We start from the raw sequence: 21738 nt of genomic DNA on the forward strand, positions 1-21738 counted from the left end.
CGACTATCTGCACAAATCGTCAGTGGTATCGGATTCCTTGGCGCCGGTGCGATATTGCGCAGGGATAACGATAATATAACAGGACTTACTACTGCTGCTATGATCTGGGGCGCCGCGGGAATTGGTATTGCAGTAGGGGCTGGTTTTTACTTCGAAGCATTCTTCACTGTAATCAGTGTAATGATCGTTATTGAGCTAATCGCGCCTATGCTAGGTAGATTCGGTCCGAAACGGTTACGTACAAAAGAAGCAAATTGCACGATCATCATTACGCAAAAGTCTAAGATTGATGACCTCATAAAATACTTACATGCTGAAAACATGGAAATTGACCATATGCGTATTAGACAATTCCAAACACCCGAACATCATTACCATCATGAATTGCAATTTAAACTTATGGCACATCCAAAAAAATCTACCTCTTCACTCTATATAGAACTGACTACACTTTCTTATGTAGAATCGGTAGAGCTCGTTATTTATCCATAAAAAACGCCAAGCCGAAGTGACTTGACGTTGCAGACTGAAAACAACCCTACTACAGGCAGTTGTTTTCAGTCTTTTTACATATTCAATAGAAACATAATATCAGGAATTATAAACTAGCTTTCAATAAAGTAAGAACTTCATCCTTAGAAAGCTTAGCAAATCCACCGACCGGACCATTTACAGCAGCTTTTTCAGCCATTAACTCTAATTTAGAGTCATCGATATCATAATCCGCTAGTGTGACAGGTGCGCCAATCTTCTTCCAATAGGCACTTAAGCGGTCGATTCCTTCCATTGCAACTTCTTCATCCGTTTTATCAGCTGGATCTACACCGAACACATTAACAGCTAGCTGTACAAAGCGCTTTGGGTTTTTGGGGAATGTTTGCTTCATCCAGTGCGGGAATAGAATCGCCAAACCGCCTGCGTGCGGAATATCGTAGACAGCAGATACGGCGTGTTCAATATTATGCGTACCCCAGTCCCCTCTTGTTCCCATCGATAAGAAACCGTTCAATCCCCAAACTCCTGCAAACATCATGGATTCACGAAGGTCTATATTTTCTGGATCTTTTACTAGTTGTTCGCCAGTCTTCATAACAGAGCGTAATGCCGCTTCGCAAATTTCATCTTGCAACAATGCGTTGTCTGCCGTGTGGAAGTATTGTTCGAAAATGTGGGACATCGTATCAACAATTCCATTGACTGTTTGATCAAGCGGCACTGACAATGTATATTTCGGATCTAATATAGAAAACTGTGGATAGCTTAATGGCCCACCCCAACCGTATTTCTCTTGTGTCTCTTCATTAGTAATAACAGAACCCGCATTCATTTCTGAACTAGTTGCAGTTATCGTCAGCACCGTACCGAATGGAAGTGCTTCTTTAGGCGTTGCTTTACCTGTTACAAAGTCCCAAGGATCACCGTCATATTTCGCTGCGGAAGCAATTAACTTCGTACAGTCAATTACAGAACCGCCACCAGCTGCGAGAATCACATCGATATTATGTTCTTTACAAAGGTCTGCGCCTCTCTTAGCTGTCGACAAACGAGGATTGGGTTCAACACCTGGCATGTCCACTACTTCGAAATCATTGTCGTTTAACATCTTTGTAATTTCGTCATACAGGCCATTGCGCTTAATACTGCCGCCACCGTACACGAGTAACACCTTTTTACCGTATTGTTCAAGCTCTTTTGGCAATCGTTGTAGTTGATCTTTACCGAATATTAATTTAGTCGGATTGTTAAAAATAAAGTTATCCAAATCATACGCCTCCTCTTTCTTACTCTCTATTATGAAAAAGATGTATTTATGATGCAAGTATAGTGTTCTAAAAACAGGATATACTTTTTTACAGGAGGAGATAAAATGGAAACACTGCAAAAAGTTACATTGGCCATCGCGCTGATCGGCGCATTAAACTGGGGAGTCGTTGGAATCTTTCGTTTTGACGTCATCGCACAACTTACTGAAGGTGCCTATCAGCCTCTAGCACGCTTCCTGTATATCATCATCGGATTGTCTGGTCTTATGGCGTTACAAGTCCTCTTTACGTATTGGCGAAGGGAAGACGGACATAAACCCACTGAAGAAACTCATTCCACTTCATCCGTTGAACAAATTTAAAAGGCATCTCCTCTTATATGAGGAGATGCCTTTAGTTGTTATTATACCCAGCCACGGAAACGGCTTGCTTCCGCTGTTCTGCGTACACCAATCATATATGCCGCTAAACGCATATCAATATTACGTGTAGACGATATATTATAGACATTTTCAAATGCAGCAACCATTTTTTCTGTCAATTTTTCACGAACTTCTTCTTCAGACCAATAATAGCCCATATTGTTCTGAACCCATTCGAAATACGATACTGTTACGCCACCAGCACTAGCTAATACGTCTGGTACTAGTAGAATACCGCGATCTGTCAGGATTTTTGTAGCTTCCGCTGTAGTTGGACCATTCGCTGCTTCCACTACGATATCCGCTTTAATATTATGAGCATTTTCTTCTGTAATCTGGTTTTCAATAGCAGCTGGAACTAAGATATCACAATCCATTTCGAGTAATTCCGCATTGGTTAGCGTATTGTCGAATAATGTAGTAACTGTTCCGAAGCTGTCGCGACGATCTAATAGATAGTCGATATCTAAACCGTCCGGATCATGCAACGCTCCATATGCATCAGATATTCCGATAACTTTCGCACCGGAGTCATGTAAAAACTTGGATAAGAAGCTACCTGCGTTACCAAACCCTTGAATGATAACACGTGCACCTTTCATATCGATGTTGCGACGTTTTGCCGCTTCATTGATAATGATCGTTACACCTTCAGCTGTTGCGCGCTCGCGGCCATGTGAACCACCGAGTACGACTGGCTTCCCTGTAATGAAACCAGGAGAGTTGAATTCATCAATTTTACTGTATTCATCCATCATCCATGCCATGATTTGTGAATTCGTAAAGACGTCCGGTGCAGGGATATCCTTTGCAGGTCCCATGATTTGACTAAGTGCACGCACATAGCCTCGGCTTAGTCTTTCTAGTTCACCCATCGACATTTCTCGCGGATCACAGATGATACCGCCTTTAGCTCCACCATATGGTAAATCCACAATTCCAGCTTTTAGCGTCATCCACATAGATAGCGCCTTCACTTCATCAGCACTAACGTTAGGATGGAATCGAATTCCACCTTTTGTAGGTCCGACTGCGTCATTGTGTTGTCCACGGTAACCGGTATATACTTTTACTTTTCCATCATCCATACGGACCGGAATGCGCACTTCCACCATACGAAGTGGTTCTTTCAATAGTTCATACATTCCTTCATCATAGCCTAGCTTTTCAAGTGCTTCTTTTATAACAACTTGTGTAGACGTAAATAGATTCAGGTTTTCTGTCATTGTATGGCTCGCCTCTTTGTTTGGTATTGTCTTTCACGGACACATTATAACACGGACGTGTTGAAACATCCACCCATCAATTCCAAACCTTCTTTGAATTTATTTTTATGCAGAAATCGGATGGGTGGGTGAACGTTACTTACTTGTTAAATACTGTACGAATCTTCTCCAATGCCCAGTCCAGCTCTTCTTGAGTAATAGTCAGTGGAGGAGCAAAACGAATGACGGTATCATGCGTTTCTTTACATAGTAAACCTAGTTCTTTGAGCTTTTCACAATACGGACGTGCCTCTTCTGTTAGTTCCATCCCAATGAATAATCCACGGCCACGTACTTCCTTAATTGCAGGATGAGAAATTTTCTTCAATTCATCCATGAAATAATTTCCTAATTCTTTAGATCGCTTCGCCAGCTCTTCTTCTTCCAACACTTCAAGTGCTGCTATGGATACTGCGCAAGCCATCGGATTCCCACCAAATGTAGAACCGTGAGAACCCGGATTGAATACACCTAGGATGTCATCATTTGCAAGCACACAAGAGATCGGGAATACTCCGCCACCTAGTGCCTTACCAAGAATATACATATCTGGTGTAACATCATCATAGTTACAAGCAAACATTTCACCCGTACGGCATAGTCCTGCTTGAATTTCATCCGCAATTAATAGAACGTTTTCTTCCTTACATAGTTTCGCAGCTTCCTTCATGAATCCTTCTGGAGGAATGATGATTCCAGCTTCGCCTTGGATCGGCTCGATTAGGAATGCCGCCGTGTTGGAAGTAATCGCAGCTTTTAATGCATCGATATCACCGTATTCTACCAACTTGATACCAGGTAGTAACGGACCGAATCCTTTTTTATATTCAGGATCAGACGACAGTGAAACTGCTCCAAGCGTGCGACCGTGGAAGTTCCCGACACATGCAATGATTTCTGCATGATTGCCAGCTACACCTTTTACGTCATACGCCCAGCGTCTAGCTGCTTTTAAAGCTGTTTCCACTGCTTCTGCACCTGTATTCATAGGCAATACCATATTTTTACCTGAAAGCTTTGCCATCTTTTCATACCACGGACCCAGTTGATCATTGTGGAATGCACGTGAAGTTAACGTTACACGGTCAGCTTGGTCTTTCAGCGCTTGAATAATTTTCGGGTGGCGATGTCCTTGATTGAGTGCGGAATATGCAGCTAACATATCCATATACTTATTGCCTTCAGGGTCTTTCACCCAGACACCTTCCGCCTCCGAAATTACGATAGGTAGCGGATTATAGTTATTCGCACCGTATTTTTGTGTTTTTTCAATAACAGTTGTTGTTTTCGTCATCTCTGTTCACTCCTCGAATTCTCTTAATCGGTTTATAGTGTCTCTGAAGTAGTCTTCCCTTGCATATGCAACTGCAAGTAATCCGGTCCTCCAGCTTTCGAATCCGTACCCGACATATTAAATCCGCCAAACGGCTGATATCCTACGATAGCACCTGTACATCCTCTATTGAAATACAAGTTACCAACATGGAAATCTTCACGAGCCTGTTCAATGTGGTGACGGTTATTCGTAATGACAGCACCTGTCAAACCATAATCTGTATCGTTCGCAAACTCAATCGCTTCTGTAAAGGATGAAGCTTTAGAAAGCGCCACGACCGGTCCAAAAATTTCTTCTTGAGAAATACGCGCAGTCGGATCAACGTCTGCGAATACTGTCGGAGCTACAAAATAACCTTTGGAGTCATCGCCAGTTCCGCCTGCAATGAGACGTCCTTCTTTCTTACCGATTTCAATATAGTCCATAATTTTATCGTATGCAGCCTGGTCAATTACTGGACCTGCAGTATTCTTGCTATCTACCGGATCGCCCCAGTTATACGTTTTCGTAATTTCTTCTACGCGCTTCACTACTTCGTCGTAGACATCTTCATGAATGATCGCGCGAGAACATGCAGAACATTTCTGTCCACTGAATCCGAATGAAGATTTCACGATAGATTGTGCTGCTAATTCAAGGTCTGCTTCATTATCGACAACAATCGTATCTTTACCGCCCATTTCCGCAATTACGCGCTTCAACCAAATTTGGCCGTCATGTACTTTAGCCGCACGTTCGAAAATGCGTGTACCGACTTCGCGTGAACCCGTAAACGAAACGAAACGAGTATCTTTGTGATCGACTAGATAGTCGCCAATTTCTGAACCTGACCCTGGGATATAGTTGACAACGCCTGAAGGCATGCCGGCTTCTTCCAGTACTTCGATGAATTTATATGCAATTACTGTTGTAGTAGATGCAGGCTTCAACAATACTGTGTTCCCTGTCACTAATGCTCCTACTGTCGTACCTGCCATGATGGCAAATGCGAAGTTCCACGGTGAAATAACTACGCCTACACCAAGTGGTATATAATCGAATCGGTTAAATTCTCCTGGTCTGCTCTCTACGTGCATACCTTCTTTTAGTGTAAGCATTTGACGACCGTAGTATTCTAGGAAATCGATACCTTCTGCAACATCTGCGTCCGCTTCGTTCCAAGGCTTGCCCGCTTCTTTTGTAAGGAGTGCAGAAAACTCGAACTTACGACGTCTGACGATTGCCGCAGCTTTAAATAGTACATCAGCACGGAATTCAGGCTTCACTTTTCTCCACGTTTTAAATGTTTCTTTTGCCGTATTCATCGCTTGTTCTGCTAAATCGCGACTAGCTTGCGAGACATTCCCGATGATCTCATTTTTATCTGAAGGATTAGTAGACGCTAGCTTCTTATCTGTCATGATGCGCTCGCCACCGATAATTAACGGATAGTCTTGGCCAATATAACTTTCTACGGTTTTAAAACCTTCTTCGTATGCTTTGCGGTTTTCTTCTACTGTAAAATCTGTGAATGGTTCGTGTTTGTATGGAATCATTTAGGATCAAGTCCTCCTTTATATTTGAGAGTGCAAAATATATTTGCGTTTGTTAACGTTTACATTTATAATGATGCAAGAAAACGTTGCACTTTGCAAGTGTTTTGATACATTTATTTTTCTTTTTAGTATTTTACTAATAATATTCTGTTAAGTATTACGTTAGGAAGGTGTTTTTGATGAATAGTTATAAAGATGTATTAGATATATGCAATCAATTTGCAGTGGATCATGCAAATATCGGAATACATGCCGTAGACCATTCAGGACGCACACTTGTCTACAATCGAAAAATGAAGGAAATCGAAGGATTAAATCTCGAGGATATAAAAGACCATTCTATATTGGAGCTATTCAACTTCGACAAAAGTGAAAGTACCTTGATGAAAGTGTTGCAGAGTGGAGAACCACAATTGCGAGTGAAGCAGAGGTATTGGAATACGAACGAATTAGAAATCACAACGATGAATGACACTTATCCTATTTACGAAGAACAGAAATTGATCGGCGCGATCGAATTTGCCCAAGATATTACTGCATTGGAGAAGTTCGTTCTGCAACCATTGCGTAAAAACCGTGGACCGATCACATTCAATCAAATCACAGCCCACTCTCTTGCGATGAAGTCGGTCATTTCGACTGCTGAAAAAGCGGCAGATGCAGGATTACCTGTATTATTAATTGGTGAGACTGGCGTTGGGAAAGATAATCTTGCTGAAGCTATTCACTACGGAACCTCGGAAAATCAAAGAGTATTTCACACATTCCATTGCCTACATGCTGATACAGATATCATTCGGCAACTTGACGAAACTTTACAACAGCAATTGACGATGACGTTATTTTGTGAGCGAATCGACTCCTTATCAATTTCATTGCAACAGTCATTACTTTTCGTTTTGCAAAAATCATCCACTCATCAGTTTATCGCGAGTATTGGAGATGACCCAGTTGAACTCATTGCATCCGGGACACTGTTAAAGGAGCTTTATTACTTTTTCGCGTCATTCGCTATCCGGATCCCTCCCCTACGTAAGCGACCTGAAGATATTATTCCATTTGCCGAATCCTATTTGAAGACGAGAATAGAATCGCTCGGAACGGGGTTAGCAAAAATCGATGAAAAAGTCAGCGAGTTACTATGTGCATATGAATGGCCAGGGAATTTGCGTGAGCTGGAGTTTTTGCTCGACGAGGTATCTTCCATGCGTACAAGTGAAGATACATTGACGTTTGATATGCTGCCATTGCAGTTTAAGTTAAAGGTGGAGTCCATTTCGGATGAATCTTCGCAGCCAAAAGACTTCATTGTACAAAGCGATTCAAAGTTAGTACCGCTTGATCAGTATTTACGAGAAGCGGAGAGGTATTATCTTCAGAAAGCGATGAAGCTGCACGATGACAATATTACGAAAACTGCCAACTCACTTGGTATGAGCAGACAGAATTTGCAATATCGATTGAAGAAGTTGAAGGAATAAAGATACTGATGTTGCAGAAATAACTTTAATGACGTTACTTACTAATTTAAAAACACAAAAAAGGACTGTTACAGGAAGTTATATTCACTCCCTGTGACAGTCCTTTTTTATTAACGTCCGGATTGTTCGATCCAGCCTTGTAGCTTATCTTTCAATGAATTAAAGCCATCCGCGTCTTGCTGATCTACACGTTCCTGCAATGATTGACGGGAACGTTGATTGTTCAAGTAAGAATTCGGTGGCTCTTGTAATGCACGGATAGACAAACTGATTTTACTCGCTTTTTCATCCACATCCAGTACTTTGACGTGAACTTCTTGCCCAACTTCCAAAAATTCATGAATGTCTTTAACGAACCCATACGTGATTTCAGAGATGTGCACTAACCCTTGCGTTGAAGCATCCAGCGCTACAAACGCACCGTACGGCTGTATTCCGGTAACTTTTCCGGACAGCTCATCTCCTACTGCAAATTTGTGAGACATGCAAAACAGCTCCCAATCTAAAGTAGTATCTAATCTGCCTTTGCGGCCGTTTCATAGTATACCATATTTCAAAGTTTTGAACAAAAAAACGCCATCCAAAAGACGGCGTTAACTATTTAATATTGGACGATTGAGTTGGCTTTATATTTAATCGCAATTAATTTATAGGATATATCCATACACTTCTCTAAAGGTATCCACATATCATGTGTATGCTCATAGGCATCGCGAATACATTTAGCCAAGTCAGCTGGATGATCTACATCATGAAGCTTCGTCACTACATCTGCAATCTCTGTATCATATGCGTGTTCTCCTTCTTGGAATGGATCCCACTGCTTAAGAAGTACAACCGCTTTTTTATTCATTTCGATGGTTTGCACGATTTGTCACCTGATTCGCATTTTTCTTTTAATGATAGCACAGTGTTGTGAAAGAAAAAAGAAAACAGTTGCAAAGAGATTGATAGCATCCGAGAAAACTCAAAAAAAGAACATCCCGATCAATCGATGGGATGTTCTTGATTTTTAATTTGTTGTCGTTCTTTTAAAATACGATGTTCCAGCTCTTTCGTTTCTTCTTCCTGCCGTTTGGACTTCTTAAGAATCCAACGAAATACGAACAGCATTAGCGTCATGAAGATGACGAAAGAGATTGCTGCTGGAATGTATTCTGATTTATCTTCAGGAAAATAAAGAAACGGCATCAATAGAACGAAGTCCATGCTAGTTTCCCCCTATGAATTAAACCTTCTTATTTTTGAAGGATTTCGATTGATTCAATTTTAATTTCTTCTTTTGGCTTGTTATCGCGATTAGCTTTTGCGTTTGCAATTTTATCGACTACGTCCATTCCTTCTAGTACCTGACCAAATACAGAGTGCTTCTGATCCAAGTGTGGTGTTCCACCGTTTGCTTCATACGCATCCGCGATCTCTTCAGGCCAGCCACCTTTTTTCAATTGTGAAGCTGATGCGCCTGCAAGTGAAGATGCTTGGACGATGAAGAACTGGCTACCGTTTGTGTTCGGTCCAGCGTTCGCCATAGATAGTGCGCCACGTAAGTTGAATAGGTCCATAGTGAACTCATCTTGGAATGTGTTGCCATAGATGCTTTCTCCGCCCATACCTGTTCCAGTTGGGTCTCCACCTTGGATCATGAATTCAGGAATTACACGGTGGAAAATAATACCGTCGTAATAACCGTTTTCTGCGTGAGTCAAGAAGTTTTCAACAGTCTTTGGAACTTGCTCTTTAAAGAGCTTTATTTTGATAGGCCCCATTGTTGTGTTCATTGTAACGAGTGCTTCGTTTTCTGCTACTTCAGTCGATAATTGTGGATACATGATATTCCTCCTCTAATTTGCATACGTGTTCATTTTGATGCTGTTTTGTGTATGAAAACAGTTTATCATACATGACTAGAAAATTCGATAATTGTAACTGTGACAGTTAGTTGACAGAGTTTTTTTGTGGAGATAGAGCACACTATGTGAAGCGGGAAACGTTGATCTACTGTGTTTGTTCGCGTGAGAGATGCTCATAGTTCAAGCGTATTCGCTCTATTGTGCCCGTCAAGCGCTCTATCACGATCCATTTCCGCTCATACTTTTCTGTTGACCGCTCTATGACAGGCCGTGAACGATCATAGTCGCCTTGCAACCGCTCATAGCCCTCCCCCTTTCTACTGTAGCGGAATCTAAAAAGCCAATTTACCACTTTCACTCCAACTGTAGATGTAAGCACTATGTTTCCTTCGACTGCCGAATTGTTTTATACTATAAATCATCTAATAATCACAGGAGGAAGGCGTTACAATTTTGAGTCGACATAAGAAGAATTTCATCATCATCTGGGTCACGAACTTTCTTGTAGCAGGGACGATGACGATGATTATGCCGTTCCTGTCGTTATATATTGAAACGTTTGGAGATTACTCTGATGCATATGTCCAGAAGTGGGCAGGATTAATTTTTGGTGCTACATTTATTACCGCGCTCATTATGTCTCCTATTTGGGGACGATTTGCAGATCGTTTTGGCTTTAAGCCCATATTGCTAATTAATGGTTTCGGGATTACGATTTCGGTCTTTTTGATGGGCTTTGTGAATTCCGTAGAAACCTTTTTTGTCTTAAGACTTCTGATGGGTCTAGTTACAGGCTTTTTGCCGACGTCATTAGCTTTCATTTCATCTCAGACGCCACGTGAGGAAGCAGGTAAGATGCTCGGGACGTTGCAAATGGGCGGTGTCTCGGGAATGTTATTCGGTCCTGTTCTTGGCGGTATGATGGCGGATACGTTCGGTTTTGAGTATGCCTTCATCATCACGTCCGTTTCCGTACTGTTTGCCACAATGCTTGTGCTATTTGGAATTAAAGAAGAAGCGCGAGTGAAAGTGCGGAAAGTGGCGAAGTATTCGCGGAAAGTTATTTTGGGCGGATTATTCAAACACCGTCTGATGTTCAACGTCATGCTCGTTACGACGTTGATCCAAGTCGGGAATTTCAGCATTCAACCTTTGCTGTCACTCTACGTAGCGGATCTGACTCACGCTGCAACCAATGTTGCGTTCCTTGCTGGATTGACGTTCAGTGCTACAGGACTCGGTAATTTACTATTTGCCAGGTACTGGGGGAAGGTTGGCGACGATGTCGGGTATGAAAAAATTCTTGGATTACTGCTGATCATGTCGTTCGTCTTCATTATCCCGCAAGCGTTCGTTACGGAACTTTGGCAACTGGTCTTGTTACGGTTCTTGTTTGGTATTTCGACAGGTGGTATGATTCCACTGACGACAGCACTTGTCCGCCGAGAAGCTCCACTGGAAGTTCAAGGCGAAGTTATGGGATACAACACCAGTTTCCGCTTCCTTGGTAATATCATCGGGCCAATGTTCGGTGGGATTGTTAGTGGATATATCGGCATTCCGGCAGTATTCGTCGTGACAGGCGTATTGTTCATCGTTGGGTATCTGTTCTTATCCATGGCTGTACGACGACCTACACAGGATTTCGAACACTTCTTGGAAGACCGGCAAGTTGAAGCAGATGAACACATATAATCTTAGCCTCGCAAACCGTTAATCGGTTGCGGGGCTTTTTATGTCCTATGATTCAGGCGGCACTTGTTCCGATGTGTTATATTTTTCTATAGCTATGCGAAAGTACAGGGAGGCTAGTAAGTTGAAACAAACGATTGGACTAGTGATCACGCTTGCTTGCGTTCCACTATTATTATTTATACAAAACCAAATCCAGGCGGAGACGGTGCAGACTGAAACTTTGCACGCTTCTATTCGTGACGCAGTGCAATTAGAAGCACCCGCCATGGTCTCCCCTATTCAAATGAAAGACCGTAACGGCAAATTATTCGCGGAAGAATATACTGAATGGCGGCGACCGATCGCTTTGGGAGACATGACGTTCTTTACTCGTCAATTATTTTTAAAAAGTGAAGACCGAACATTTTATGAGCATCGTGGGTATGACATCGCGGCCATCATTCGGGCTTTTACGATCAATGCTGCAGCAGACGACAAACGGCAAGGCGCATCGACCATTACACAGCAAGTTGTGCGCATGCGTTATTTATCAACAGAGAAAACATACGAGAGAAAATTTAAAGAGTTATTCCTCGCTGCAGAGTTAGAAAAGCAATCGACAAAAGATGAAATTCTAGAAATGTATTTGAATGAAATGTATTTCGGCAATCAAGTGTACGGAATTGGCGGTGCGGCAAGCTATTACTTCAGCCGCCCTCTCGAAAAATTAAATGAAGCAGAAATTGCATTTTTAGCAGCTATTCCAAACAATCCTTCACTTTATAACCCCATCAAGCATTTCGACAAAACGAAAGAACGTCAAATACGGCTTCTTCGAGTAATGCTTGATCAGCAAGTGATTACACAAGAACAATTTGATGGATACAGTACATTGCCTATTAAATTACATGTTAAGAAAAAAGAACAGTTTCATCCTATGTACAGTTCTTATGTATTGGAAGAATTAAAAGACCTTATTGCGCAGACAGAAGGACTCGATGTGTCGAAGAACAAGGCCAAGACACCGGAAGAACGACAGCGTTGGCAAAATGAAATCAATCGCCGCACCCGTGATGTGATCAGTAAAGGCGTAACGATTGAAACGGCTCTTGATCAAAATAAGCAGCAACATGATGAAAATCGTTTGAATGCATTGATTGGAACGGGCGGGGTTCAAGCGGGCGCTGCAGTTATAGACAATGAAATGCGCGAAATTATTAGTCTGTATGCGGGTTCAGGATATAAAAAGACAGACTTCAACCGAGCTTATCAAGCAGTTCGACAACCTGGTTCAGCAATCAAGCCACTGCTCGTCTATGCACCGTTTTTCGAGAGCGGCCCGTATCATGCGGATACACCTGTCAACAGTAGTAATATTTGTATCAACGGGTATTGTCCGAAGAACTTTGGCCACTATCAGTTCGGCACAACTACTGTACGGGAAGCGTTCCGCAACAGCTATAACACGACGGCTGTGCGTTTGTTGCAACGTGTAGGGATAGATACAGCATTTTCTCATCTAGCTCCATTTCATTTTCAGCATGTAGTGGCAGCAGATCGTTCCTACCCTGCTGCACTCGGCGGATTTTCTCATGGCGTGACGCCACTCGAACTTGCCGGAGCGACTACGAGTTTTATTGACGGGATATATTTGACACCGCATGCAATTCGCGCGGTAAAGGATAGTCGAGGTGAAGTGTTATATAAGTGGAAAGATACGTCAAAAGCGGTTTGGTCTCCTTCAACAGTCCGCAGTATACGTTCCTTGATGAAAGAAGTAGTCGTCAACGGGACAGGCGAAGGCATTCCATATTCAACTAGCTATACGGGAGCAAAGACGGGAACGACTGATTCGTTTAAAGACTTGTGGACGATCGGCATGAACGATCGCTATACGTCCGCTGTGTGGATCGGCTATGATAAACCGACGCCGATACCACGTCTACGTGATCAAAAAATCCATCTGCGTGCTTTTTCCTCTACGATGCGACCATAAGAGCCTTGCAGTTCCGTCACTTCGGACCTGCAAGGCTCTTTTTATTTCACCGGATTCGCTAACGGTATACTGGCCAACAAGCCGTTATACAGCCTGAAGATAATATAGACAAGTCCCGCCACCAATACACTCCAGATGATGATTTGAAAGAAGATCAAACCCACTGTATGCGTCAACGGCATAAATGGACTTAATTTGTAGATTACATAAATGAAATAGACAAAAGAAGTGATGAGAAAGATTAACGCCAATGTCTTCCAGGATTGAATGCCAATTGCCGAAGCAAGCGCACCGATAAAGTAAATGACTGCGCCTGACTTCGAAGCACTATATGACGCATCCGCTTCTTCTTTCAAGAAAAATAATAAGGCCGTTTCATGAATAGTAACCGCAATCAATTTTAATGCAGCGAATAACATAAAGAATAATAGGGAATACATAGTCAACAAAAATATTCGCAACTGAAAGTCCGATAAAAACTCCCGCATACCTTGATAGAGACCGATTTCCTTAAAGAGGATCAATGTCTCCCCCACACTGTAGACACCGAACGTTAAACTGAATAACAGTACGGTGACAAAGGGCAAATAACCGAATAAATATGGATTTTTCATACTGCACCTCAAAAATATTTTTTCACCCTCCTAATAATATAAGAAGGAAGTCGAATAAAGCAATAATTGGACAACTGTCGTCTATGCAATTTGAAATGTTTTACGCTATACTAACAAATACGCCCACGCATATCGCTATGGAAATTTGAATATGTGAAGAATATGGTTGGAAGGAGGATTCTCTTGGAATTCGTGTTATTGATTTTTTTACCTGTAATCTTCGCAATACTTGTTCCTTTTGCTTATAAGAAGATCAAAGGAATACATACGGGTTGGTTCGTCTTTCTCGTCCCGCTAGTATTGTTCGGCTATTACTTAAGTTTCTTGCCGTTAGTGATGGATGGTGGTCATGCTAGTTCTGAATTAAATTGGATTCCATCACTAGGTATTGCATTTACTTCGTACATAGATGGTCTAAGTTTATTATTTACGCTATTGATCACCGGTATCGGTTCGTTAGTTGTATTGTACTCTGTATTTTATATGGATAGAGAAAAAGAAGATCTAGGTAGTTTTTATGTCTACTTACTGATTTTTATGACCGCCATGCTTGGAGTCGTACAATCTGACAACACGATGACGCTCTATTTATTCTGGGAGTTAACATCGATTTCGTCCTTCTTATTGATTGGTTTCTGGTACACGAAGGATAAATCACGTTTTGGTGCATTGAAATCCATGATGATTACAGTGTTTGGTGGATTGATGATGCTCGGGGCATTCATTTTGCTCAGTATCATGGGAGAAACCTTCTCTGTTCGTGAATTGATTGCGCAAGCTCCTGAACTTGTAAGTCAACCATATTTCACACTAGCTTTAATCTTATTATTGCTTGGTGCCTTTACGAAATCGGCGCAATTTCCATTCTATATCTGGTTACCGGATGCAATGGAAGCGCCAACACCAGTCAGTGCATACTTACACTCCGCCACGATGGTTAAGGCGGGTATTTATTTGGTTGCACGTTTTACGCCGATTTTCGGTACGTCGTCCACATGGATTTGGCTTGTTACTGGAATCGGATTGCTGACACTGTTCTGGGGTTCGTTCTTTGCAGTGAAGCAAACGGATTTGAAAGCGATTTTAGCATTTTCAACAGTCAGCCAGCTCGGATTAATTATGTCATTGCTCGGTGCAGGCGCCATCTCGTATCATGCGACGGCGGCCATGTTCGGCTTTGCGACGTATGCGGCGATTTTCCACTTGATTAACCACGCAGCATTCAAGGGCGGACTCTTCATGATTGCAGGCATTATCGATCATGAAACCGGCACCCGAGATATTCGTAAGCTCGGTGGATTAATGAGCGTGATGCCAATCAGCTTTACTGTTGCAGCTATCGGTTCATTATCCATGGCTGGACTGCCACCGTTTAGCGGATTCTTAAGTAAGGAAATGTTCCTTGAATCCATGGTAGCGCTTCGACACTTTGAATTATTCAACTTCGATACATGGGGCATTATGTTCCCGATCGTTGCTTGGATTGCCAGTGTCTTTACGTTTACGTACAGTTTGTATTTTGTGTTAAAAACATTTATGGGTCAGAAGAAATTCGACAAATTGCCGAAACAACCGCATGAAGCGCCGATTGGCATGCTGATTTCACCTATGATTTTGGCAACGATCGTCATTCTTGTGTTCTTCATTCCGAACGTAGTTGGTAAGTGGATTATTAAACCGGCTGTCATGGCCATTCAACCGACATTGTACGCAAACCCTTCCGCTATCGATATTCATGTCAAAGCTTGGCATGGTTTTGGAGCAGTTGGCCTATGGTTGACTATTGGCGTGATCGCATTCGGTACATTACTTTATCTGACCATTCCAAAATGGCAGCCACTCTATCGTATCCAGCCTGATAAGTTATCGTTGAATGAAGGCTATGATGCGTTGATGCGTGGAAGTGAAAAAGGATTGAATCGAGTTTCTCGTCTTTATATGACAGGTAAGATCCGGACATACTTATTGTATATGTTCGCATTCATGTCCGTTTCGATCATCGCGCTGTTGTTCATTAAGGATGCATTTGTTGTCGATATGAATAGTTTCGCAGCGATTACATTATATGGATCGTTAAATGCGATCGTGTTAATCTTGTCTGTCGGATTTGTTGTGTTTGCGAAGTCTCGCCTTGCTGCGATTATCGCGCTCGGCGGTGTCGGGTATTCCGTCGCATTATTCTTCGTCATCTTCAAAGCGCCTGACTTAGCATTGACGCAACTCGTAATCGAGACCGTATCCGTTGCGTTGTTCTTGCTGGCATTCAAGCATTTGCCGGCACTCAGTACGCACGGGGAAACGAAACGCATTAAAGTAGTGAACTTGATTGTTTCATTGAGTGTAGGTGTGATGGTGACATTAGTCGCCCTATCCAGCCACTCACAAAAAATGATCCCTTCGATTTCTAAGTACTATAAAGATACGGTCGAGTCAGAAGCAGCTGGCGGAAATATCGTCAACGTCATTCTTGTAGATTACCGTGGATTTGATACATTATTTGAAATCGCAGTATTAGCTATTGCAGGGATTGCGGTACTTGGCATGATTCGCTTACGTGTATCGAGAAAGGAGCCGAACGATGAAAACAAATGATGTTATTTTACAAACTACAGCCAAAGTAGTGTTTTTCATCATCTTCCTGTTCTCCATCCACATCTTTTTCGCGGGTCACTATGCACCAGGTGGAGGATTCGTTGGTGGCTTGTTGACAACAGGGGCGATTGTGCTGTTGTTGTTGGCATTCGATTTACGGACGATTCAACAAATTTTACCGTTTAACTTTACGATTATGACTGCGATCGGACTATTGCTTGCATTAGGTACAGCGGCCGGCTCGATTTTCTTTAATGTGCCGTTCTTCACACATGCATTCAGTGATTTTGATTTACCACTATTCGGACATACGTCTCTTCACACAGCGATGTTATTTGATAGTGGAGTCTACTTAGTTGTCGTCGGTTCCGCCATCACGATTATTCAATCGATTGGAGGCGATGACTGATGGAGTTTATTCTTTCAATTCTCATCGGGATATTATTTACGGCAGCCTTCTATTTGATATTATCGAGAAGTTTACTGAAAGTGATTTTAGGTACTGGGTTGCTCAGTCATGGAGCTCACTTGCTCATCTTAACGATGGGTGGACTTGGAGGCTTAGCACCACCTGTACTCATTGATGGTGTGACAGATTTTGCAGATCCCCTGCCTCAAGCATTGATTTTAACTGCAATCGTCATTAGCTTTGGTGTGACAGCAGTCATGCTCGTCATGGCGTATCGTATGTATGCTGTACATCAAACAGATAATATGAATGAATTGAGAGGGAATGATGAACATGATTAATCTTCTTTTATTTCCGATCATTATTCCTTTCTTTTTCGCGATGATTTTATTGTTTTTCAAAGAGCAAGTGATCGTCCAAAGAGTTTTGACACTGATCGGATTGGCTCTCAGTCTAGTTGCTTCTTTGTGGCTCATCGCGACAGTGAAGACAGAAGGAATCCAAACCGTGACGCTCGGAAGCTGGCCTGCACCATTCGGAATTACGATGGTGTCGGACATGTTCTCCGCCCTGCTCGTCACGACGACAATTAGTATTACATTTTTTGTCGTCCTCTATAGCTTTTCGTCAATTGGTGTAGAAAGAGAAAGGTTTTTCTACTATCCTGCAATTCTTTTCATGATTACAGGAATCAACGGCGCCTTTACAACAGGTGATATTTTCAATATGTTCGTATTCTTCGAAGTGCTACTGATCGCATCGTATTTACTGATCGTGCTTGGCGGCGAGAAGAGACAGCTTCGCGAATCCATCAAATACATATTGATCAATGTTATTTCATCTGCGATTTTCGTTATTACGGTAGCGTATTTGTACTCCATTATTGGCACATTGAATATGGCGGATATTTCGGTGAAGATTGCTGAAATTAATCAACCGGGGATCATCTCGGTCATTGCGATTTTATTCTTGATCGTCTTTGGAATTAAAGGGGCAATCTTCCCTCTATACTTCTGGTTGCCTAATTCGTATGCTGCGCCGCCAATTCCAGTGCTCGCATTGTTTGGTGCCTTGCTTACTAAAGTAGGTGTCTATGCGATTACGCGTACGTATACGTTGTTTTTCGTGCACGATATCGGGTTTACACATCAGTTTCTAATGATTTTGTCGTTACTGACAATCATTGCAGGCTGTATCGGTGCTCTCGCTTACTTCGATGTAAAGCAAATTATCATTTACAACATCATCATTGCAGTAGGTGTGATTTTATTCGGTGTTGCACAAATGAATACTGCTGGACTCGAAGGGGCAATATTTTATTTGATTCATGATATGTTGATCAAAGGTGCACTATTTGTCTTGATCGGCATCATCATTTATGTGACCGGGACTTCTAATTTGCGGGAGATGGGTGGTTTAATTAAGACCCATGCCACGCTCGGTTGGATGTATCTAATCGCTGCATTCGGTCTAGCAGGTATACCTCCATTAAGTGGATTCATCGGAAAAGTGCTCATCACAAAAGGCGCGTTCGAAGCGGATCACATAATTGGCAGCATCATCATTCTCGCATCGAGCTTAGTTGTGTTGTTGTCCGTTATACGGATTTTCATTTATGCTTTCTGGGGTCCTCAAAAGAACGAGTTACCTGCTCGAGACAAAGGCGTTTATCGTCAAATGATGGTTCCAGCTATCATGCTGGTTGTCGTTACGGTAGCGTACGGTGTCGGTGCAGAGTGGCTTATGCCATATATGACGGATGCAGCAGATGTACTAGCTGATCCATCCATCTATATAAATGCGGTGTTAAAGGAGTAGAGGTCAATGGCTTTTCAGATACTTTTAAATTTCTTCATTGCAGTCGTTTGGATGTTCATGTCAAGTTCATTGACACCTTCTACGTTCATCATTGGATATATCATCGGACTGTTGATGATCATTATGACTCGCCGCTATTTCAGAGGGCGCTTGTACATTTGGCGAATCTGGTCTGCAGTGAAACTTACAGCGATTTTCCTAAAAGAGCTTATCTTGTCGAATATTTCCGTGTTATTACTAGTCATAAAACCGGATCTTTCTACTATGCAACCTATGTTTTTTGCTTTGCCGACTGAACTAGAGAAAGATTGGGAAATCACCCTATTATCCAGTTTGATTACATTGACACCCGGTACAGTCGTCGTGCATGTATCGGATGATCAGCGAACGTTATATATCCATGCGATCGACGTGGATGATGTGGATGAAGCAATCGACTCTATTAAGAACACATTCGAGAAAGCCATCATGGAGGTGAGCCGAGGATGAACCTATTTTACTCAGTCTGTCTCGTGCTGGTCATCTTGTCTATGCTCGGATTATTATATCGTGTATGGAAAGGCCCGTCTGTTCCGGATCGGCTAGTCGCGCTCGATGCAATTGGCGTCATGCTAATCTCGGCTATCGCGTTGCTATCCATCCTGTTTGATACACCTTTCTTCATCGATGCGATTCTATTGATTGCGATTATGTCGTTTATCGGTACGGTGTCCTTCTCGAAATTTATTGAGAGAGGAGAGATCATCGATAGTGGATCTGATCGCTGATATTATTATTGTGTTTCTTGTCACAGTGGGGATCATTTTCACGATCGTCACAGTCATCGGAATCTTACGGTTGCCGGATGTCTACACTCGCGCACATGCCGCTTCAAAGAGTGCAACACTCGGAGTTATGAGTTTATTGCTTGGCGTTTTCCTCCACTTTTGGTGGAATGAAGGCCACTTCAGTGTCGCACTGTTGCTCGGTATCGTCTTCTTGTTCATCACTTCTCCCATTGGCGGTCATTTGATGACACGTGCAGCTTATATGGCAGGAGTAGAACCTACCAAATTAACGGTTGGCGATGACCTGAAAGAAGCTGCAATAAAGCACCGCAAGGAGTCAAATAAAAACACGCCGGATGACAAGTAGTCATCTCGGCGTGTTTTTTTAAAAGTATGGATAATAAGGGTAATACGGTTGTGGATAGTATGGATAGCTGTTGTAGTAAGGTGGATAATACCCCCACCATAGCCACCGAAACCGTAACCTGGAGAAATAGCATTACCTAAAAATCCGCCAACTAAACCACCTAGGAATGGACCACCGAAACCACCAAATCCTCCGTAACCACCGCCATAATGACCGCGACCGCCACCATATCCACCTCTGTAATTATTATGTCTTGTCATCCAAGTTCCCCCTTTCCCTCTATCCTATGACCAACTAGAAAGAAGGAATGGGTAAAGCGCCTAGAGTGAATTATTCTTGTGATTCTGTTTCAGCAGCCAAGCGCTCTACAAATGTCGCTAATGTACGGACCATAACGCCAGTCGCGCCTTTAGGGCCAAGCACATGTGGGCTTGCGGCGTCAGATGTGCCTGCGATATCTAAATGAATCCAAGGCGTATCCCCTACAAATTCTCCTACGAAGCCACCTCCGAATATCATATGGCCATCGCGTCCAGGTGAGTTGTTCAAATCAGCAACATCACTTTTACGAATTCGCTTGCGATCATTTTCAGTTAACGGCATTTGCCAAATAAATTCTCCTGTTTCATCCGCTGCTTCCTGGAACTGCTTATAGAATTCCTCGTTATTCGTCAGCGCACCCGTTTTATCGTTACCGAGCGCTACAATGACACCACCTGTTAACGTGGCTACATCTATCAGATACTCAGCTCCCGCTTGCTTCGCATACGTCACCGCGTCAGCCAGTACTAAACGACCTTCTGCATCTGTATTGAGCACTTCAATCGTCTTGCCGCTTAGTGAAGTGATGACGTCGTCCGGTTTAAATGCTTCGCCGGAGATCATGTTGTCTGATGAAGCTATAACGGCAATTACGTTCTTTCTTGGCCGTGACTCTCCTATGATGGCCATAGCGCCCAGAACAGCCGCTGCACCACCCATGTCACCTTTCATGCCTACCATGCCGTCTTTAGGCTTCAGCGAGTAGCCACCGGTGTCATACGTGATTCCTTTACCTACTAATCCAATTACATCTTCCCACTGTTCAGTCGCTTGGTACTTCAGCACAATTAGCTTCGGTTCTTCTACTGAACCTTGATTGACCGCAAGAATTGCACCCATACCAAGCTCTTCCATTTCCGCTTTACCAAGAATGTCGATTTCTAAGTCATAGCTTTCGGCTAATTCCCGTGCATACTCCGCCATCTTAGTCGCCGTCAATAGATTTGGTGGCACATTGACGAGAGTACGCGCCTCGTTCACTGCATGCGCAGAGATCATTCCTACTTCCCCTGCCGCTATGATGCTTTGTTCATCAGCATTCGTAATGAACGTTACTGTAGTAAGTGGTACATCTACTTCGTTAGAAGAGGTTTGGAATCCTTCATACGCATACGAGCCCATACCGATACCCTCAGAGGCTAGGAACGCTACATCCTCACAATGGATCTCTTCATTGCAGAAGGGCGCTGTCCAGACCCCTACGGTACGCACACGATCCTTATGTAGCTGTTTACCTACAGTAGCGAATAGTTCGCGTACTTTCTGTTCTGTCAGTTGTTTCTGATTGCCAACGCCTACAAAATATACACGGTCGTAAGTTTGCTTAGATAAGGCGGGCATTTTTGTGATAGTTTTAAATTTCTGTTGAATATCATTCGATTTAATCCAGTCTGTCAATGAAGGATGGAATGATTCGACGAACTGATCAAACCCTTCTACGTTCTCTGGATGGTCAGGTACTCCTACAACTAGCACCTCCACTTCCTTCTGATTCATTGCGGATGCTGTTTCTACGTTTATCATTTTT

At 42.6% G+C, this 21738-nt stretch carries 22 protein-coding genes (1 of these 22 running past the window's edge); 12 read left to right on the plus strand and 10 right to left on the minus strand.

Annotated elements, in window-relative coordinates:
* Positions 1 to 492: the 3' portion of an MgtC/SapB family protein gene (locus SporoP32a_RS04255; protein ID WP_085426770.1), read on the plus strand. It extends 231 nt beyond the left edge of the window; only the last 492 of its 723 coding nucleotides appear in the window; its start codon lies off the left edge, out of view; it ends in the stop codon at positions 490 to 492.
* Between the two features lie 106 nt (positions 493 to 598).
* Here SporoP32a_RS04255 and SporoP32a_RS04260 read toward each other — a convergent pair whose 3' ends face one another.
* Complete coding sequence (locus tag SporoP32a_RS04260; protein ID WP_085426771.1) at positions 599 to 1762, minus strand: iron-containing alcohol dehydrogenase; 1164 nt, start codon at positions 1760 to 1762, stop codon at positions 599 to 601.
* Positions 1763 to 1867: 105 nt separating this feature from the next.
* Here SporoP32a_RS04260 and SporoP32a_RS04265 point away from each other — a divergent pair, with 105 nt between their 5' ends.
* On the plus strand, positions 1868 to 2125 hold the full coding sequence (locus SporoP32a_RS04265; RefSeq protein ID WP_085426772.1) for a DUF378 domain-containing protein: 258 nt from the start codon (positions 1868 to 1870) through the stop codon (positions 2123 to 2125).
* A gap of 41 nt (positions 2126 to 2166) precedes the next feature.
* On the opposite strand, the gene SporoP32a_RS04270 is transcribed toward SporoP32a_RS04265, so the two are convergent.
* From SporoP32a_RS04270 to pruA, 3 genes are all read right to left on the minus strand, one after another.
* Positions 2167 to 3411 (minus strand): Glu/Leu/Phe/Val family dehydrogenase, encoded by a 1245-nt coding sequence (locus SporoP32a_RS04270; protein WP_085426773.1) that lies wholly within the window; start codon positions 3409 to 3411, stop codon positions 2167 to 2169.
* A gap of 139 nt (positions 3412 to 3550) precedes the next feature.
* Positions 3551 to 4744 carry an ornithine--oxo-acid transaminase gene (locus SporoP32a_RS04275; RefSeq protein ID WP_085426774.1) on the minus strand — a complete coding sequence of 398 codons (1194 nt, stop codon included), beginning with the start codon at positions 4742 to 4744 and terminating at the stop codon, positions 3551 to 3553.
* A 32-nt stretch (positions 4745 to 4776) separates the two neighbouring features.
* The gene (pruA, locus tag SporoP32a_RS04280; RefSeq protein WP_085426775.1) at positions 4777 to 6321 is read right to left on the minus strand and encodes an L-glutamate gamma-semialdehyde dehydrogenase; all 1545 of its coding nucleotides are present in this window, start codon (positions 6319 to 6321) and stop codon (positions 4777 to 4779) included.
* Between the two features lie 179 nt (positions 6322 to 6500).
* On the opposite strand from pruA, the gene SporoP32a_RS04285 reads away from it, so the two are divergent.
* Positions 6501 to 7802, plus strand: a complete 1302-nt coding sequence (locus tag SporoP32a_RS04285; protein WP_085426776.1) for a sigma 54-interacting transcriptional regulator — start codon at positions 6501 to 6503, stop codon at positions 7800 to 7802.
* Positions 7803 to 7912: 110 nt separating this feature from the next.
* Here the strand turns inward: SporoP32a_RS04285 and yugI are convergent, their stop codons facing one another.
* From yugI to SporoP32a_RS04305, 4 genes are all read right to left on the minus strand, one after another.
* Positions 7913 to 8287 carry a S1 domain-containing post-transcriptional regulator GSP13 gene (gene yugI, locus SporoP32a_RS04290; protein WP_085426777.1) on the minus strand — a complete coding sequence of 125 codons (375 nt, stop codon included), beginning with the start codon at positions 8285 to 8287 and terminating at the stop codon, positions 7913 to 7915.
* Positions 8288 to 8403: 116 nt separating this feature from the next.
* Complete coding sequence (locus SporoP32a_RS04295) at positions 8404 to 8670, minus strand: DUF1871 family protein (protein ID WP_198166219.1); 267 nt, start codon at positions 8668 to 8670, stop codon at positions 8404 to 8406.
* A 119-nt stretch (positions 8671 to 8789) separates the two neighbouring features.
* Positions 8790 to 9011 carry a hypothetical protein gene (locus tag SporoP32a_RS04300; RefSeq protein ID WP_085426778.1) on the minus strand — a complete coding sequence of 74 codons (222 nt, stop codon included), beginning with the start codon at positions 9009 to 9011 and terminating at the stop codon, positions 8790 to 8792.
* A 29-nt stretch (positions 9012 to 9040) separates the two neighbouring features.
* Positions 9041 to 9631: a peptidylprolyl isomerase gene (locus SporoP32a_RS04305; protein WP_085426779.1), complete on the minus strand. Its 591-nt coding sequence runs from the start codon at positions 9629 to 9631 to the stop codon at positions 9041 to 9043.
* A gap of 474 nt (positions 9632 to 10105) precedes the next feature.
* Here SporoP32a_RS04305 and SporoP32a_RS04310 point away from each other — a divergent pair, with 474 nt between their 5' ends.
* Complete coding sequence (locus SporoP32a_RS04310) at positions 10106 to 11347, plus strand: MFS transporter (protein WP_085426780.1); 1242 nt, start codon at positions 10106 to 10108, stop codon at positions 11345 to 11347.
* Between the two features lie 121 nt (positions 11348 to 11468).
* A complete protein-coding gene (locus SporoP32a_RS04315; RefSeq protein ID WP_232319587.1) occupies positions 11469 to 13322 on the plus strand; it encodes a transglycosylase domain-containing protein in 1854 nt (617 codons plus the stop codon).
* A gap of 41 nt (positions 13323 to 13363) precedes the next feature.
* Here SporoP32a_RS04315 and SporoP32a_RS04320 read toward each other — a convergent pair whose 3' ends face one another.
* Positions 13364 to 13936, minus strand: coding sequence for a DUF5366 family protein (locus SporoP32a_RS04320; RefSeq protein ID WP_085426782.1), 573 nt, complete (start codon positions 13934 to 13936; stop codon positions 13364 to 13366).
* 162 nt (positions 13937 to 14098) lie between these two features.
* On the opposite strand from SporoP32a_RS04320, the gene SporoP32a_RS04325 reads away from it, so the two are divergent.
* Genes SporoP32a_RS04325 through mnhG form a run of 7 tightly spaced genes read left to right on the plus strand, consistent with a single transcriptional unit; the run spans position 14099 to position 19889 of the window.
* Positions 14099 to 16528: a Na+/H+ antiporter subunit A gene (locus SporoP32a_RS04325; RefSeq protein ID WP_198166260.1), complete on the plus strand. Its 2430-nt coding sequence runs from the start codon at positions 14099 to 14101 to the stop codon at positions 16526 to 16528.
* Positions 16515 to 16937, plus strand: coding sequence for a Na(+)/H(+) antiporter subunit B (locus SporoP32a_RS04330; protein WP_029054412.1), 423 nt, complete (start codon positions 16515 to 16517; stop codon positions 16935 to 16937). The genes SporoP32a_RS04325 and SporoP32a_RS04330 overlap by 14 nt, the downstream gene beginning before the upstream one ends.
* Positions 16937 to 17278 carry a Na(+)/H(+) antiporter subunit C gene (locus SporoP32a_RS04335; RefSeq protein ID WP_085426784.1) on the plus strand — a complete coding sequence of 114 codons (342 nt, stop codon included), beginning with the start codon at positions 16937 to 16939 and terminating at the stop codon, positions 17276 to 17278. The genes SporoP32a_RS04330 and SporoP32a_RS04335 overlap by 1 nt, the downstream gene beginning before the upstream one ends.
* Positions 17271 to 18755 carry a Na+/H+ antiporter subunit D gene (locus tag SporoP32a_RS04340; RefSeq protein ID WP_085426785.1) on the plus strand — a complete coding sequence of 495 codons (1485 nt, stop codon included), beginning with the start codon at positions 17271 to 17273 and terminating at the stop codon, positions 18753 to 18755. The genes SporoP32a_RS04335 and SporoP32a_RS04340 overlap by 8 nt, the downstream gene beginning before the upstream one ends.
* A gap of 6 nt (positions 18756 to 18761) precedes the next feature.
* Positions 18762 to 19244: a Na+/H+ antiporter subunit E gene (locus SporoP32a_RS04345; protein WP_085426786.1), complete on the plus strand. Its 483-nt coding sequence runs from the start codon at positions 18762 to 18764 to the stop codon at positions 19242 to 19244.
* Positions 19241 to 19522, plus strand: a complete 282-nt coding sequence (locus SporoP32a_RS04350) for a Na(+)/H(+) antiporter subunit F1 (RefSeq protein ID WP_085426787.1) — start codon at positions 19241 to 19243, stop codon at positions 19520 to 19522. The genes SporoP32a_RS04345 and SporoP32a_RS04350 overlap by 4 nt, the downstream gene beginning before the upstream one ends.
* Positions 19506 to 19889 (plus strand): monovalent cation/H(+) antiporter subunit G, encoded by a 384-nt coding sequence (gene mnhG / locus SporoP32a_RS04355; protein WP_085426788.1) that lies wholly within the window; start codon positions 19506 to 19508, stop codon positions 19887 to 19889. The genes SporoP32a_RS04350 and mnhG overlap by 17 nt, the downstream gene beginning before the upstream one ends.
* 330 nt (positions 19890 to 20219) lie before the next feature.
* On the opposite strand, the gene SporoP32a_RS04365 is transcribed toward mnhG, so the two are convergent.
* On the minus strand, positions 20220 to 21734 hold the full coding sequence (locus SporoP32a_RS04365) for a leucyl aminopeptidase (RefSeq protein ID WP_085426789.1): 1515 nt from the start codon (positions 21732 to 21734) through the stop codon (positions 20220 to 20222).
* Between the last annotated feature and the right edge of the window lie 4 nt (positions 21735 to 21738).

The organism is Sporosarcina ureae, assembly GCF_002109325.1.
In the GTDB taxonomy this organism is placed as follows: domain Bacteria; phylum Bacillota; class Bacilli; order Bacillales_A; family Planococcaceae; genus Sporosarcina; species Sporosarcina ureae_C.